General features: G+C 63.0%; 12 protein-coding genes. 4 read left to right on the top strand and 8 right to left on the bottom strand.

What is annotated here, in order from left to right:
* Positions 1-26 precede the first annotated feature (26 nt).
* Positions 27-1,031: an ABC transporter substrate-binding protein gene (locus QJT78_RS04640; protein WP_080586535.1), complete on the bottom strand. Its 1,005-nt coding sequence runs from the start codon at positions 1,029-1,031 to the stop codon at positions 27-29.
* Between the two features lie 337 nt (positions 1,032-1,368).
* On the opposite strand from QJT78_RS04640, the gene QJT78_RS04635 reads away from it, so the two are divergent.
* Positions 1,369-2,949 (top strand): winged helix-turn-helix domain-containing tetratricopeptide repeat protein, encoded by a 1,581-nt coding sequence (locus QJT78_RS04635; RefSeq protein WP_038942807.1) that lies wholly within the window; start codon positions 1,369-1,371, stop codon positions 2,947-2,949.
* A 238-nt stretch (positions 2,950-3,187) separates the two neighbouring features.
* On the opposite strand, the gene QJT78_RS04630 is transcribed toward QJT78_RS04635, so the two are convergent.
* Complete coding sequence (locus QJT78_RS04630; protein ID WP_080586985.1) at positions 3,188-4,087, bottom strand: alpha/beta hydrolase; 900 nt, start codon at positions 4,085-4,087, stop codon at positions 3,188-3,190.
* A gap of 517 nt (positions 4,088-4,604) precedes the next feature.
* Positions 4,605-6,416 carry a translation elongation factor 4 gene (gene lepA, locus QJT78_RS04625; protein WP_028148267.1) on the bottom strand — a complete coding sequence of 604 codons (1,812 nt, stop codon included), beginning with the start codon at positions 6,414-6,416 and terminating at the stop codon, positions 4,605-4,607.
* Between the two features lie 126 nt (positions 6,417-6,542).
* On the opposite strand from lepA, the gene QJT78_RS04620 reads away from it, so the two are divergent.
* Positions 6,543-8,168 (top strand): glycosyltransferase family 39 protein, encoded by a 1,626-nt coding sequence (locus tag QJT78_RS04620; protein WP_028148266.1) that lies wholly within the window; start codon positions 6,543-6,545, stop codon positions 8,166-8,168.
* Positions 8,169-8,175: 7 nt separating this feature from the next.
* Here the strand turns inward: QJT78_RS04620 and QJT78_RS04615 are convergent, their stop codons facing one another.
* From QJT78_RS04615 to QJT78_RS04595, 5 genes are all read right to left on the bottom strand, one after another.
* Entirely contained in the window at positions 8,176-8,493 is a 318-nt protein-coding gene (locus QJT78_RS04615; protein ID WP_028148265.1) for an HPr family phosphocarrier protein, read from the bottom strand.
* Entirely contained in the window at positions 8,490-8,891 is a 402-nt protein-coding gene (locus QJT78_RS04610) for a PTS sugar transporter subunit IIA (protein ID WP_007597752.1), read from the bottom strand. The genes QJT78_RS04615 and QJT78_RS04610 overlap by 4 nt, the downstream gene beginning before the upstream one ends.
* 133 nt (positions 8,892-9,024) lie before the next feature.
* Positions 9,025-9,549, bottom strand: coding sequence for an HPr kinase/phosphatase C-terminal domain-containing protein (locus QJT78_RS04605; protein WP_028148264.1), 525 nt, complete (start codon positions 9,547-9,549; stop codon positions 9,025-9,027).
* Positions 9,546-11,348 carry a sensor histidine kinase gene (locus tag QJT78_RS04600; RefSeq protein WP_028148263.1) on the bottom strand — a complete coding sequence of 601 codons (1,803 nt, stop codon included), beginning with the start codon at positions 11,346-11,348 and terminating at the stop codon, positions 9,546-9,548. The genes QJT78_RS04605 and QJT78_RS04600 overlap by 4 nt, the downstream gene beginning before the upstream one ends.
* Before the next feature lie 117 nt (positions 11,349-11,465).
* The gene (locus QJT78_RS04595) at positions 11,466-12,167 is read right to left on the bottom strand and encodes a response regulator transcription factor (protein ID WP_038952081.1); all 702 of its coding nucleotides are present in this window, start codon (positions 12,165-12,167) and stop codon (positions 11,466-11,468) included.
* 241 nt (positions 12,168-12,408) lie between these two features.
* Between QJT78_RS04595 and QJT78_RS04590 the strand changes: the two genes are divergently transcribed.
* Positions 12,409-13,143: a DUF2470 domain-containing protein gene (locus QJT78_RS04590; RefSeq protein ID WP_028151656.1), complete on the top strand. Its 735-nt coding sequence runs from the start codon at positions 12,409-12,411 to the stop codon at positions 13,141-13,143.
* A gap of 78 nt (positions 13,144-13,221) precedes the next feature.
* Positions 13,222-15,813: a CHAT domain-containing tetratricopeptide repeat protein gene (locus QJT78_RS04585; RefSeq protein ID WP_028151655.1), complete on the top strand. Its 2,592-nt coding sequence runs from the start codon at positions 13,222-13,224 to the stop codon at positions 15,811-15,813.
* Positions 15,814-16,007 lie beyond the last annotated feature (194 nt).

Genomic DNA, 16,007 nt, shown 5'->3' with positions numbered 1-16,007 from the left:
CACCCGCGGGCCATCACCGAACCTGTTCACTCGATGACCTTGTCGGCACTGGCCGCGAGTGCAGGAGGGACGGAAAGGCCCAGCTGCCTGGCCGTCTTCAAGTTGATGGACAGATCGAATTTGGTCACTTGGTAGAATGGAATATCGCCAGCTTTTGCTCCGCGGAAAATTGCGTCGATGTTGTTGGCAGCGCGCTTATACAATTCGACTAGATCAAAGGAGTAGGCCATTAGGCCCCCGGCTTCGACGGATTCGGTGAACGCGAAAATCGCCGGAAGTCTCGCGTCGGTCAGCAACTTGGCGATCAAAGCGCTGTTTTGAAAAGTTTCAGGGGAGTCGACCACCATGACTGCATTTGCGCCTTCGCCGGAAAGGCTCTCTACCGCTGCCCGCCAGTCATTTTCTTGAGCACCAACATCCAGTAGTGACACCGCGATAGGTAGGCCAGCCTCCTGGGCCGCTGCGGGGATAGGCGAACCCTTGACGAGCCCGCTGTATTGGATGTGAAGAGCGAGCAAGCCAAGTTTTGATATTGAAGGAAAGATTTCGCGCAGCAGTGCAATCCGCTTTCCATGAATTGATGGACCGGCGTCGATGCTGGCTCCCGTAAAATTTCCGCCCGGGCGAGCCAGACTTTCGGCAATTCCCAGTCGAACGGGGTCGGCAGTTATCGTTACGATTGGAATACGCGATGTCAGTTTTTTGAAGATGAGTGCGCCAGGACCACCGAGGAGAATGACGTCCGGGTTGCTGCTAACGATTTCCGTCGCCAAGGCCTCGAGGCCGGACGTGTTTTGCTCTCGTCCATAACTTTCGACTTTGAGGTTTTGTCCCTCGATCTGTCCCAACCGTCGCAGCTCGGCGAAGAGCGCTCGAGGATATTTTTTCCCGCTAAGCTCGTGCCAGTCCGCGCTCGGCTCTGACGGGACGAAAATAGCAAGACGTTTCTTCTTGGCGCTCTCCGCAACCGCAGCCAGCCGCGGCAATGCTACCGCACCACAAATGGCACCGAGAAAAGCACGCCGCCTCATGTTCGCCCCTAGCTAGAGTCTAGGTCAACGCAGCTTAGCGTCTAAAAGGCCATACTGAAAATCAAAGGTGGCTCTGCGATGTCCGGGTTGGGTCAAAAGCGTCGGTTTGGCGCTCAGGGGCAAACTTCCGCTCTGCCGCCATCACCCGACATAGCTGCACCGCGTCAACGGAAGCGATGGGGCACGAGCGGAAATGCCTAGCCGCTCCATATCGGCCGCCGTCGGTCATCCCTGAACGAACAGCTTACTTTTCTCTCGTCTCCGGCCTATTCTTGGTGTCCTTCTGCGATGAGCGCGTTTGGGAAGAAATGTGGTCTATCGGGCGGAGAAGACGGCCTTGCGCTATCTCTTCGAAGACTACGTATTGGACGCGGACCAGCGCGAGCTGCGCTGCGGAGCCGAGCTGATTGCGACTGCGCCACAGACGTTTGACTTGCTCCTATATCTCATTTGCAACAGGGAGCGGGTTGTCAGCAAGGACGACCTCCTCGGTGCTGTCTGGAGTGGTCGCATCGTCTCGGATGCCGCGCTCACGACGCGCATGAATGCTGCTCGCGGCGCAATTGGCGACACGGGCGAGAGACAGCGTCTGATAAAGACGATGCCCCGCAAGGGTTTCCGCTTTGTTGGCACAGTGCAGGAGGCGCAAAGGCCCACAACCATCCCCCCTGGCTATGTGGCGCAGAACGATGATGCAGCGCAGAGGTCGCTTTCGCCACCTCGCCTTTCCATCGTTGTGTTGCCCTTCGCGAACCTCAGCAGCGCCCCCGAGCAGGACTACTTTGTTGATGGTGTGACCGGGAGCCTCACCACGGACTTATCACGCATCAGCGGCTCATTTGTCATCGGCCAACACACCGCGTTCACCTACAAAGGCAAATCGGTCGATGTCAGGCAGATTGGTCGTGAGTTGAATGTTCGCTACGCGCTCGAAGGCTCGGTGCAGCGTTGCGACAATCGTCTCCGGGTGAACGTTCAATTAATCGACGCGACGACGGGCAATCATTTGTGGGCCGACCGCTTCGACAAGCCCTTCGCCGATCTGCTCGATATGCAGGACGAAATCGTAGCCAGGATTGCGCGGACTCTAGACGTCCAACTCGTTGTCGCAGAGTCGCGGCGCGCGGCAAGAACGCTGAATCCCGATGCTGCCGATCTCTATTTCCAGGGCCGCTATTCCTGGAACAAAGGATTGACACCCGAATATTTGGCAGAAGCTCGCCTTTTTTTTGAACAAGCCTTGGCGATTGATCCCAACAATATCGACGCCTTGAGCTGGACGGCGACGGTCGAGGCCGCACTTGGAGTGTTGTTCCTAACCGACCATCCCCACGAACATCTGACAGCGGCAGAGACAAAAGTGCTGAGGGCGCTGTGCCTCGCTCCGGACCATGCCTGGGCTCATTTCACCTTAGCCGTCGTACTCATCTGTACGAACCGCGTGGCCCGAGGCATGGCTGAGTGCGAGCGAGCCTTGGCCCTGGACCGCAATTTGGCTGACGCTCACGAGATGCTGGGCGTCGCCAAAAATTATATGGGTTGCGCTGCGGATACGGAGTCCCACATCAATGAAGCGCTGCGGCTGTCCCCTCGCGATATCTCCGCCTTTCGATGGATGAATACGGCGGCCTTTGCCAAGCTGCTGATCGCTGCCGACGCTGAAGCAGCGGTCTGGTTTGCTCGAGGAATCGAAGCCAATCGAAACTATCCGCTTTTGCATTTCGGATACGCTGCAGCGCTCGCACTTCTTGGAAGGCTGGACGAAGCGCAAGTCGCGGCGAAAACGGGACTTGCGCTCGATCCAGCGTTTACCATCCGTCGCGTCAAAGGCGTTTCAGTGAGCGGCGAGGCGACGTTCGTCGCAGGAATCAAGCGCTTTGTTAAGGGAATGCACATTGCCGGAGTACCGGAGGGATGATGTCGGCGATCGGTCTATCGCGTCACTATGGCCGCGTGCCGCTCTCTTCCGGTTTACCCCTGTGAACGGAAATCGTCGGAATGCACCGCCATGTCTCACACGGGCCAAAAGCGGAAGTCGCGCTGCGTCATTCAATCACTTCATCGCCCGTGGATACCGGCGAATGGCGAAAGAGAGAAGTGGAGCGTGCGGTTACCAGACTAAGAATCTCAGTGAGCACACGAGCAGCCGCACCTTGCTAGTGGCTCGCGATGAAGGCCAGTACGACCTCGTCGTAGGCGTTAGGGGCCTCTCCTGGAACGGTGTGAGATGAGCCGGGAATTTTGACTCGAGTTCGTTGAGGCAGGCATCGTTCCAGTTCGTCCACGATGCGTTGGAAGAACTCCGGAGTGCGCTCACCATTTGTCACAAGCGTCGGCGCCGAGATGCGCTTTGCCATGTCACAGGTGAACACCGGACGCGGGCGGGTGGCTATCACGTCCGCGACAGAAGACAGCGCATTGTCCGACATCATCTTGCGATCACTCTCGGACCGCCGGTCGTAGGTGCCGGGCCCGCCGACAGCTTCGGCGAAGAGCCGCAGCCCGGCATCGATCTCGCCTTTTCGGAATGCCTCCCGTGTGGACGCAAATCGAACGTTCCATTCCTTCAAGACCTCCGCGCCTCCGGGTGTTCCGGCGAGCAAGCCTGTAGCCGGGGGTTCATTGATGATCAGCGTTTGCACCATCTCAGGATGATTGAAGGCAAAGAACAGCGCGGCATGTGCGCCGGCCGAGTGAGCAACTATGTGAGCTCGTTTCACGCCGAGCCCTGCCAGGATGGCGGCCAAATCCTCACCGTGAACGTCTGCCGCCGCATCAGGCAGACCGTCCCCACTCGTTGCGTTCGGAAAATGGTTCTGCCGGCTATAGGCGATGGCACGGTAGCTTTTCGCGAACAAGGGAAGATGCGCATTCCAAAAACGATAATCCTGAAGTCCGCCGTGCACCAAAACAACGGGATCGCCTTGCCCAACCTCGATATAGGCAAATTGCGCGCCGTTGACGCTTACCTGTTTGACGTCAGCTCCGATAGCTGTGGCCAAATGCCAAGGACAAAGAACGAGGCAGGCTATCAGGGTTCTGATTCCGAAGCGCATGGTGACCCCCTGCGTGTCGAGGCAAACCAGAATACCCCGGCGGGGTAACCTTTGCTATGCGACGTTGCGTTGCACCGATCAACGCACCGTAGGTTTACAGTCAGAGCGAGCAGCACCCAACGAAGCCCACTATGACGGTAAGCTCTGCCTGCAACGTCCGCCTCGGGTCAAAAGCGGTCTTCGAGGAGCAGTGCTTGGCAGGTCGGCTGACGGGCCAGTAGCCGGCGCAAGCCGTCACCGACGTGGCGCCTGGATATCGAATTCAGAGGTTGCCGATCGGTCGGCGGTCGAGATGGTGCGTTCTGATGGACGCCTGCTGCACACCCGCTCCCATGATGTCATCATGCCCCTGTTTTGCCCGACGGGTCAAATCGATTTCGTAAAATCGAAAAAGCCCAATGCCGACACGGGGCCGGCTACTGTGCATGGGGTTGTTTTCGCGAATTTTGCTTGTCGGCCCCCGATAGGCCGGGCCGGCCCCAATCTCGTTGGGCCCGGAGTGGCCTGAGCGTTCCCCTCAGCTATCCACCTTCAGCGCGGCAATGAAGGCTTCCTGCGGGATGTCGACCTTGCCGAACTGCCGCATCTTCTTCTTGCCTTCCTTCTGCTTCTCCAGAAGTTTCCGCTTACGCGTGATGTCGCCGCCGTAGCACTTCGCGGTGACGTCCTTGCGCAGGGCGCGCACCGTCTCGCGCGCGATCACCTTGCCGCCGATCGCCGCCTGGATCGGGATCTGGAACATGTGCGGCGGGATCAGCTCCTTCATCTTCTCGACCATGGCGCGGCCGCGCCCCTCCGCGCGGGTGCGATGCACCAGCATCGACAGCGCGTCGACCGGCTCGTTGTTGACCAGGATCTGCATCTTGACGAGATCGGCCACCTTGTAGTCGGTCAGGTGATAGTCGAACGAGGCGTAGCCTTTCGAGACCGATTTCAGGCGGTCGTAGAAGTCGAACACGACTTCGTTGAGCGGCAGATCGTACTTCACCATGGCGCGGGAGCCGACATAGGTCAGCTCCTTCTGCGCGCCGCGGCGGTCCTGGCACAGCTTCAACACGCTGCCGAGATATTCGTCGGGAGTGAGGATGGTGGCCTCGATCCAGGGCTCCTCGATATCGGCGATCTTGACCACGTCGGGCATGTCGACGGGATTGTGGATCGAGATCTCCTGGCCGTCGGTCAGGTGCATCTTGTAGATCACGCTTGGCGCGGTCGCGATCAGGTTGAGGTCGAACTCGCGCGACAGCCGCTCCTGGATGATCTCGAGGTGCAATAGCCCGAGGAAGCCGCAGCGGAAGCCGAAGCCGAGCGCGGCCGAGGTTTCCATCTCGTAGGAGAAGCTCGCGTCGTTGAGGCGCAACTTGCCCATCGCCCCGCGCAGCGTTTCGAAGTCATTGGCGTCGGCCGGGAACAGGCCGCAGAACACCACCGGAATCGCCGGCTTGAAGCCCGGCAGCATTTCGGTGACCGGCTTCCTGTCGTCGGTGATGGTGTCGCCGACGCGGGTGTCGGCGACTTCCTTGATCGCCGCGGTGATGAAGCCGATCTCGCCGGGGCCGAGCTCGTCGACCTGCTCCATCTTCGGGGTGAAGAAGCCGACGCGCTCGACGTCATAGGCCGCGCCTGTGCCCATCATGCGGATGCGCTGGTTCTTCTTCATGACGCCGTCGACCACGCGGATCAGCACGACCACGCCGAGATAGACGTCGTACCAGCTGTCGACCAGCAGCGCCTTCAAGGTCGCCTCGCGATCGCCCTTCGGCGGCGGCAGGCGGGTGACGATGGCTTCCAGCACGTCGGGGACGCCGAGGCCGGTCTTGGCCGAGATCATCACGGCGTCGGAAGCATCGATGCCGATGACGTCCTCGATCTGCTGCTTGATCTTCTCGGGTTCGGCCGCGGGAAGGTCGACCTTGTTCAGGACCGGGACGATCTCGTGGTTGTTGTCGAGCGCCTGGTAGACGTTGGCGAGCGTCTGCGCTTCGACGCCCTGGCTGGCGTCGACCACCAGCAGGGAACCCTCGCAGGCCGCCAGCGACCGCGAGACTTCGTAGGCGAAGTCGACATGGCCGGGCGTGTCCATCAGGTTGAAGATGTAGTCCTTGCCGTCCTTGGCGTGGTAGGCGAGGCGGACCGTCTGCGCCTTGATGGTGATGCCGCGCTCGCGCTCGATGTCCATGGAATCGAGCACCTGCTCCTTGCCCGCCATTTCGCGGTCGGTGAGGCCGCCGGTCATCTGGATCAGGCGGTCGGCCAGCGTCGACTTGCCATGGTCGATATGGGCGACGATGGAGAAGTTGCGGATGTTGGAAATGGGGACGGTCGTCATGGGCGCGGGATACCACTCACATCCCCGTGCGGCAACCATATTGCTGTATTTTCAGGGCCTTTCTTCACGCCAAGCTGATTCCACGAGGGCTCAAAACGCGCTACGCAACGGCCCATGTCCAGGCTCATGTCCACGACCTCGATCCCCTCCGCCCGAACACGCGTAAAAGCCCGGGTGAGCTTTAACCGCTTCCGGGCCTGGCTGGTTGCCTGCGCGATCCGGCCCGAAGCGCGGCTCTGGCTGGTGATCCAGCTCGCCATCCTGCATGCCGTGATCTGGACCTTCATCCTGATCAATCTCAAGGCAGCGCAGGACGTTCACATGGACGTCGCAGAAGCCTATGGCTGGGGCCAGGAGTTCCTGTGGGGCTACGGCAAGCACCCGCCGCTGTCGGGCTGGGTCGCCGGCCTCTGGTTCAAGGTGTTCCCGGCGGCGGACTGGGCGACCTATGCGCTGGCGATGGCGACCGTCGGCGTCGGCATGGTGATCTGCTGGCTGCTGAGCTTGCGCGTCGTGGACGCGCGGCGCGCGTTCCTGGTCGTGGTGATGGTCGCGCTCTATCCGATCTTCAATTTCAAGGGTTTCAAGTACAACCCCGACCTGCTCCAGCTCGTCACGCTGCCGCTGCTCGTGCTCGCCTATCTCAACGCCTTCGAGAAGCGGACCTGGCAGTCCGGTATCTGGTTCGGGCTCGCCGGCGCGCTGGCGCTGATGACGAAATACTGGGTGCTGACCATGATCGGCGCCATCGGCCTTGCCGCGCTGATTCATCCCGATCGGCTGCGATTCCTGCTGTCGCCGGCGCCGTGGGTGGCGATCGTGACCATGGTGGTGGCGATGATCCCGCACATCGTCTGGCTTGCGGGCGTGCATTTCGTGCCGCTGACCTATGCCGGCGATACCTACAGCCTCGATGACAGCCGCCAAGTCCATCAGCTCGTGGCGGGCTACGCCCTGCATAATTTGGCGCTGCTGGCGTTGCCGGTGGCGCTGGCCGCGCTCGCAATGGCACTGGTGCCGCATTGGTTCACCCTGCTGCTGCGCGCACCGTTACGCATCGTCACGCGTGCCTGGGGGCGCGGCGCCAATCCCGGCGTCAATGTTTCGCAGGCGCTGAACGTCTGGATCATCCAGATCATCGTCGCGGTCGGCCCGCCGCTCGGCGCGCTGGCCTTCAGCATCTACATGAAGACCGATTGGGGCATCTCGCTGTTCTTCCTGGTACCCTTGGCGCTGGTCGCGATCCCGGCGCTGCGGGTGCAGAGCGCGGCCCTGTTCAACATCGCCGCGATCTGGCTCCTGCTCAGCGTCGCCACGCTCGCCGCCTCGCCCTGGATCGCCGCGCGCGAGATGGCGGCCAATGCCGGCAACACGGCGACCTACGGCGCGCGCTCGGAGCTGGCGCATGAATTGACGCAGGCCTGGCACACGCGTTTCGGCTCGCGCTGGGCGGTCGTCGCCGGCACCATGGAGTCGATCCAGCCGATGGTGTTCTACAGCCCCGATCATCCGGCCGCGTTGATGCCGCTCGAAGCCTGGGATTCCGGGCTGACGTCGCGCGAGGATGCCAAGAAGTATGGCTTCATCGGCGTGTTCGATCCGACCGACGGCCGCCTGCCGGCGTTCGAGAAATGGGTCTCGGAGATCGCACCGAACGCCGAGCGCATCGTGATGACGACGCGCCGCTTCACCCACGGCAAGGCCGGCCCGGCGATGAGCTGGAATATCTACATCGCCCCGCCGGCGAAGTGACCGAGGATTAGATCCCTTCCTCGTTGAACTTGCTTTCAACGAGTTCCGTGATCGCTGCGAGCGCGGCTTCCGCTTCAGTGCCGGCGGCGGCGACCGTGATCGTCGTTCCGGGACCCGCGGCGAGCATCATCAGGCCCATGATCGAGGTGCCGCCGACGGTCTCGCCGCCGCGCGTCACCCACACCTGCGCGTCGAAGCGCTCGACCGCCTGCACGAACTTCGCGGAGGCCCGCGCATGCAGGCCGCGCTTGTTGATGATCAGGAGGTCTTTGGAGATCGCGCCCGCGGGCACGCCCGTCCCGGCTTGCGGCGCGTCGTCGCTCATTTGCCGGCGAGCACGCGGCTGGCAATGGTGACGTATTTGCGGCCCGCTTCCTGGGCCATCGCGATCGCGTCGGGCAGCGGACGCTCCTCGCGCACCTTGGCAAGCTTCACCAGCATGGGAAGGTTGATGCCGGCGAGCACCTCGACCTTCGGCCGGCTCATGCAGGATATTGCAAGGTTCGACGGCGTGCCGCCGAACATGTCGGTGAGGATCGCAACGCCGTCGCCGGAATCGACGCGGTTGACCGCCTCGATGATGTCGCTTCGGCAGAGATCGGAATCATCTTCGGCACCGATCGTGATCGCTTCGATTTGCTTTTGTGGGCCCATGACATGCTCAAGCGCTGCCTTGAATTCGTCGGCAAGGCGCCCGTGGGTCACAAGTACTAGACCAATCATCGGAAAACTCCTCGCGGGCGCTTTTGGTGCACCGCACGAACGCGCCACTTTGACCATCCAGAGCCCCCGCGCAAGAGGGGATGTTGCGTATCTCCCTGAATCTAGACGGATGGATGAGGGGAGGTGCGCCGGTTTATTCGGTCGCGATAGTGGGGTTCATATGGTTACCATTTCCCTTCAAACAATCGCCTGAAGGGTTAACGGAAGATGAACTCTTGGTAGTGGTCAAGGCCGCAACAACCAAGGGGAGGGGCGAATAGTCGCGGCTAACAGGGATTCTCGGTATTTCGACACCGAAAATACTTGTTTTCAGCGATTCCGCCGCGGGCAGCCGTTCGGCGTCGGCAGCGTCCAGATCGACCACGAGGCCGACGGTCGCATGCTCCACGAAGTCGCAGCGGCGGATTCCAAGTCCCCGGATCTCGATCAGGCCGGCCAGCAGCGGCGCGGGGCGGACTTCAATTTCCTCGCCGACTGTCGCCAGATGGACACGGTCATCGCCGACCAGAACGGCCCTTTCGACCACGCCGGCGCGTCCCGCCATGATCAAATCGAAGGCAAGGCGCGACTTGCCGGAGCCTGAGGGCCCGCGGATCAGCACCGCCAGAGTCCCGATCTTGACTGCGGAGGCGTGAACGCTGGGGCCGCCGTCGCTCATAGCGCCGGGAGCCTCACCACGAAACGCGCGCCCGCAACCGTAGGCGCTCCGTCCTCGTCCACCGGGCCCGGGCGGTTCTCGGCCCAGATGCGCCCGCCATGGGCATCGACGATCTGCTTGGAGATCGACAGGCCGAGGCCGGAGTTCTGGCCAAAGCCCTGGTGCGGACGGTCGGTGTAGAAGCGCTCGAAGATGCGCTCCAGCGCGTCGTCGCGGATGCCGGGCCCGTCGTCGTCGACCACGATCTCGATCTCGGAGCGGACGCGGCGGCAGGTGAGGCGCACCTTGCTGCCGGGCTCGGAGAACGACTGCGCGTTGGAGAGCAGGTTGGAGACCACCTGCCCGAGCCGTGAATCGTGCCCAGTCACGGAGAACGTGTCGTTCGCGCCTCGGCCCTCGAAGCGCGTTTCGACCGCGACGTCATGGCCGAGCTTGGTTTCATTGGCGACGGATACGAGCGTCGTCAGCAGGCGGCGCAGGTCGACCCGGACCGCATCCTGGCGCTGCAATTCGGCGTCGAGGCGGCTGGCGTCGGAGATGTCGGAGATGAGGCGGTCGAGCCGCTTGACGTCATGCTCGATCACCTCGAGCAGGCGCGCGCGGCTGGTCTCGTTGCGCGCCAGCGGCAGCGTCTCGACCGCAGAGCGCAGCGAGGTCAGCGGGTTCTTCAGTTCATGTGCGACATCGGCGGCGAACATTTCGATCGCCTCGATGCGGCTGTAGAGCGCGCTGGTCATGTCGCGCAGCGCGCCGGACAAGTGGCCGATTTCGTCGCGGCGCCGGGTGAAGTCGGGAATCTCGATGCGGGCCTTGATGCGGCGGCGGACGCGCTCGGCGCTGTCGGCGAGCCGGCGCACCGGACCTGCGATCGTGCTGGCGAGCAGCAGCGACAGCATGATCATGACCGCGGCAGCGACGCCGCCGACCTTCAGGATCGCCAGGCGCTCGGCGGTCACCATCTGGTCGATGTCGTCGCCCTGCGTCGACAGCATAAGGGCGCCGTGGATGGCGCGCGAGCGCAGCACGGGGACTGCGACCGAGACGATCACCTCGCCGCGCGAATTGACCCGCACCATCGAACGCTTCTGGCCCTGGAGCGCGTCGCTTACTTCCGTGTAGCCATTGCCGTTCTCGCGCCCGAGCTCGCGATACAGCGGCAGGTCACCGCGGTTGATCCAGAGGCGCACCGAGGTCAGGCCGCGCTCGATCACGCCGGGCTTCTGCGATGGCGGCGGCAACGGGAAGATCAGCACGTTCTCGAGGTCGCGGCTGTCGAGCAGCACCGTCCCGTTGGGATCGAATATCCGCGCCCGGGTCTTGGTCGGCGAGATCAGCGTGCGCAGCACGGGGGCCACGCGCTCCGGGCTGATCGGGAAGTTCAGCGCCGAATAATCGTCGGATTCGCCATAGCTGTCGCCGAGCTTCAGATCGAGCAGGCGGTCAGGATCGACCGTGATCGCGTTGGTCTGCACGGTCGCCGACGCTCCGATGGCACCGGCAATGATCTCGGCCTGCACCAGCAGGCTCTGCGCACGCGCGTCGATCAGGCCGGCGCGGAACTGCGAGAGATAGAGAATGCTCGCGACCAGCGCGACGAGGCCGGCGAGGTTGAGCGAGACGATGCGGCGGGTCAGGCTCGAGAAGGAGAGCGCGAAGAAATACTGACCGGCGCGCGTCAGCCAGGACAGCGGCCGCCAGCCTTGCGCGGCCGGCTTGTCGTCGGCGACGTGCTCCGAAACGCCGTCGGATGCGACATCCCCGGCGTTCTGGTTCTCATCAGACTGCGTTCGGTCAAGCAATGCTTATGCCCGCGTTAGGACATCTCGTGCGAAGGGCCCCCGCATCCTAGAGCCATCCCGGTCCCGATGGAACGAGAACCGGCGATGCTCTCAGTCTTTCGTGAAGGCGCGTGAGCCTCAGGCTTCCTTGAAGCGGTAGCCGACGCCGTAGAGCGTCTCGATCATCTCGAACTCGTTGTCGGTCACCTTGAATTTCTTACGCAGCCGCTTGATGTGGCTGTCGATGGTGCGGTCGTCGACATAGACTTGGTCGTCATAGGCGGCGTCCATCAGCGCGTTGCGGCTCTTCACCACGCCGGGCCGGGTCGCCAGCGCCTGGAGGATCAGGAATTCGGTGACGGTCAGCGTCACCGGCTCGTTCTTCCAGGTGCAGGTGTGCCGTTCGGGGTCCATGCGCAGCAGGCCGCGGTCGAGCGCCTTGGCATCGTTCTCCTTCGGCGCGACGGTCGGGTCCTTCGGCGCTGAACGGCGCAGCACGGCCTTAACGCGTTCGACCAGCAGGCGCTGCGAGAACGGTTTGCGGATGAAGTCGTCGGCGCCCATCTTGAGGCCGAACAGTTCGTCGATCTCTTCGTCCTTGGAGGTCAGGAAGATCACCGGCAGGTCGGATTTCTGCCGCAGCCGGCGCAGCGTTTCCATGCCGTCCATGCGCGGCATCTTGATGTCGAGGATGGCAAGATCGGGCTGGGTGGTGCGGAAGCCGTCGAGCGCGGAGGCGCCGTCGGTGTAAGTCATGATGCGGTAGCCTTCGGCCTCCAGCGCGATCGAGACGGATGTGAGAATGTTGCGGTCGTCGTCGACCAAAGCGATTGTGGGCATGAGCCTCTGCTTTCTGCTTTCCGTTTGGGTCGTGGCTTGAAACGGCGAGCAATCCAGTGATGCGCCGCATACATGGGTGCCGAAGTCGGCGGTCGAACCTTGTCACCGAGCAATGCAAGCTGGGCTGAAGTGTGACCAAGTTCCACGAAGCGCGGCAGATTCGCCGCGTTTCGACCCATAACCTGACCCCCGTTTACCCGAAAAAAGACCTCTCTTGCAACCACCTGACTCGAGAAAGCCGATGCACCCGACCCCCGATTTCGACCCCGGAAAGCTTGCCAAATCGCTGCTCAGGCGCTCGCGCCAGGGGGCGCTGGCAACGTTGATGGCCGGCAGCGGCGATCCCTATTGCTCCCTGGTCAATCTGGCGAGCCACCCCGATGGCTCGCCGATCCTGCTGATCTCGGGCCTGGCCGTGCACACCAGGAACATCCTGGCGGATCACCGGGTCTCCCTGATGCTGGACGAACGCGCGGCCGGCGATCCGCTGGAGGGCGCCCGAATCATGCTGTCCGGCCGGGCGGAACAGGCCGATGCCGACAAGGATCTCCTCCAGCGGCGGTATCTCAATGCCCATCCATCCGCCGAGGCCTTTGTTTCGTTTAAGGATTTCTCGTTCTTCAGAATTCGACCCACGGGAACCCATCTGGTCGCCGGCTTCGGCCGCATTGTCGATCTCAAGCCCGAGCAGTTCCTGACGGACCTCACCGGCGCCGAGGATCTGCTGGCGGCGGAGGAGGGGGCGGTCGCGCACATGAATGCCGACCACCGCGACGCCATGGGCCTCTATGCAACAAAACTCCTCGGCGCGGCGGAGGGCGACTGGCGCTGCACCGGCTGCGACCCCGAAGGCCTCGACATGCAGGATGGCCAGACTGCGCTGCGGCTGGACTTCCCGGAGCGGGTGACTGACGGCACGGCGCTGCGCAAGATGCTGGTCCGCCTTGCTGGCGAAGCGCGCGCGAAGGTGGACTAGCGCGCAACAATTTGAACGCTGCCCCCCATCGCTGCGACCCAAGACCGTAATGGTTCGAAGCCGGCAGCGAGAGGGTTCATGATACGCCGTCGTTTGACGCTGGTTGCGGGTTTGGCGCTCGCGATCACCGCATCGCTTGCCACGCCCAGCTTTGCCCAGAAGGGTCTCGCCGCGGAGAGCGCGCGGATCAACGCGCTCCGAAGCGCCGGCAAATATTCGGAGGCGCTGCCGCTGGCGCAGGCCATGGTGGCGTCTCTCGAGAAGACCACCAACAATCGTGATCTCGCGGGCGCGCTCAACAACCTCGCGCAGATCTACGCCGACCAGGGCCACGACGACCAGGCCGAGCCGCTCTACAAGCGCGCCATTGCACTGATGGAGAAGGGGACCGGTCTCGACAGCGTCGAGATCGCACCGGTGCTGAACAACCTCGCCGCGCTCTATCAGAGGCAGAGCCGCTTTGCAGAGGCCGAGCCGCTGTTCAAGCGTGCGCTCGCCGTTCGCGAGAAGGCGCTGCCGCGCGAGCATCCCGACGTCGGTCAGTCCCTCAACAATCTCGCCACATACTATGTCAAGCAGCAGCGTCAGGCCGAAGCCGAGCCGTTGTTTCAGCGCGCGCTCGCGATCTACCAGAAGGCCGGTGGCCCCGAGCATCCGGCGGTCGCGACGCTCCTGAACAATCTCGGCCAGCTCGACCGCGACCTCAACCGCGATGCGGATGCCGAGGCGCCGATCAGGCGCTCGCTCGCGATCCGCGAAAAGGTGCTGGGACCGGACCATCCCGACGTCGCACGCTCGCTGAACAATCTCGCCGGTCTCTACGAGCATCAGCAGCGCTACGCCGACGCGGAGCCGCTCTATCGCCGTGCGCTGTCGATCCGCGAACGTGCGCTCGGTCCCGATCATCCGGACGTTGCGACCTCGACCAGCAATCTCGCTTATTTCCTCTACGTCTCCGGGCGGAACGCCGATGCGCTGCCGCTCGCCGAAAAGACGCTTGCGACCAATCGCTCGCAGCTGCGCGTCGTGCTGCCGATCCTGTTCGCCGCGCGACAGCAATATCTACTGCCTGACGACAGGGCGCTGGACGAGGCGCTCGCCGCGATCCAGCGCGGCACGCAATCCTCCGCCGCGTCCGCCGTGAACAAGCTGGCCGTGCGCCTTGCTGCCGGCAGCGACCGGCTCGCCGAGCTCGTGCGCCGAGACCAGGATCTTGCGGCCGAGTCCGAGGCGCTCGACAAGGCGATCATCACCGCGGTGTCGAAGCAACCGGCCCAGCGCGACGTCGCGGCCGAGCAGCGCAGCCGGGTGCGGATCGCGGCGATAGCGACCGAACGCACGGGCTTGCAGAAGACGCTCGCGGTCGAGTTCCCCGAGTACGCGTCGCTCTCCAACCCCCTGCCGCTGGCGGTCAAGGATATCCAGCCCTTGCTGTTGCCCGACGAGGCGATGGTGCTCTACTCCGTCGTCGACAAGCAGAGCTATGTCGTGGCGATCACGCGCGAAGGCGTCGACTGGAAGGAGATTCCGCTCGGCGCGGACGCGCTGACGCAGAAGGTGACTGCCTTTCGCAAGGGGCTCGATGTCGGCAAGGCGCGCGATGCCTCCGGCAAATCGGGGTTGTTCGATCTCGGGCTCGCCAACGAGCTCTATGTCGCGCTGCTCGGCCCGGTCGAAGCGCTGACGAAGCACAAGCGCAACCTGCTGGTGGTGCCGTCGGCCGCGCTGACGGCGTTGCCGTTTCATCTGCTCGTCACGGAGACGCCGCAAGCTGCGATCCCGGACACGCTCGAAGGCTATCGCAGCGCCGCCTGGCTGTTGCGGCGTCAGGCGGTGTCGGTGCTGCCCTCGGTGGTCAGCCTGAAATCGCTGCGTGCCGTCGCGCGCCGGGAGCAGGGCGTGAAGCCGATGACCGGCTTTGGCGATCCCGTGTTCAATCCTGCGCTGGAAGGGCCGGCCGATCGTCGCGCGGCAAGCGGTAAGGTCGCTGCACGCAACATTGCAACAATGGCCTATAGCGATTTTTGGCGCGGTGCCGGCGTCGATCGCGCGCGGCTTGCGCAGGCGCTGCCGCAACTGCCGGACACCGCGGACGAGTTGAACGCGGTGGCCAAGGATGTCGGCGCGGCCGAGGCCGACATCCATCTCGGCCGCGATGCCAGCGAAACGACGCTGAAGCGTGCAGCGCTTGCTCAATACAGCATCATCTACTTTGCCACCCACGGTCTCGTCGCCGGCGATATCAAGGGATTGGGCGAGCCCTCGCTTGCGCTCTCCATTCCCGATCGGCCGACGGAGCTGGATGACGGCTTGCTCACGGCAAGTGAAGTCGCTCAGCTCAAGCTCAACGCGGATTGGGTTGTGCTGTCGGCCTGCAACACCATCGCCGGCGACAAGCCCGGCGCCGAGGCCCTGTCGGGGCTGGCGCGCTCGTTCTTCTACGCGGGTGCACGCGCGCTGCTGGTCTCGCATTGGGCAGTGGATTCGGAAGCTGCGACCCGCTTGACCACGTCGACTTTCGAACTGCTCAAGAACGAACCAAAAATCGGCCGTGCCGAAGCCTTGCGCCGCGCGATGTTAACGTATGTCGATGACACCTCGTCACCGCGCAACGCCTATCCCGCGATGTGGGGGCCGTTCGCGCTCATTGGCGAAGGCGAGGTACGATAGGACGGTCCTGCGATTGTGCGTCGCAATAACCACAGGAAACGCGGAATTGCGCATTTGGTTGCGCGATCATTCGCGTTTTTTTGATGCGCTCGCTCAGAGCTGACATGCGCGACGTTTGGCGCGGTCCTTGAATAAACCAAATCCTGCGGGATCGGCTTGGCAACGCCAGCGTTCACCATTATTACGTCGTTCAA

The sequence above is a fragment of the Bradyrhizobium sp. Mp27 genome (assembly GCF_029953005.1).
GTDB classification, from domain to species: Bacteria; Pseudomonadota; Alphaproteobacteria; order Rhizobiales; family Xanthobacteraceae; genus Bradyrhizobium; species Bradyrhizobium barranii.
Note: the sequence above shows the minus strand (reverse complement) of the source record. Positions and strands in the feature narration are given on the sequence as shown.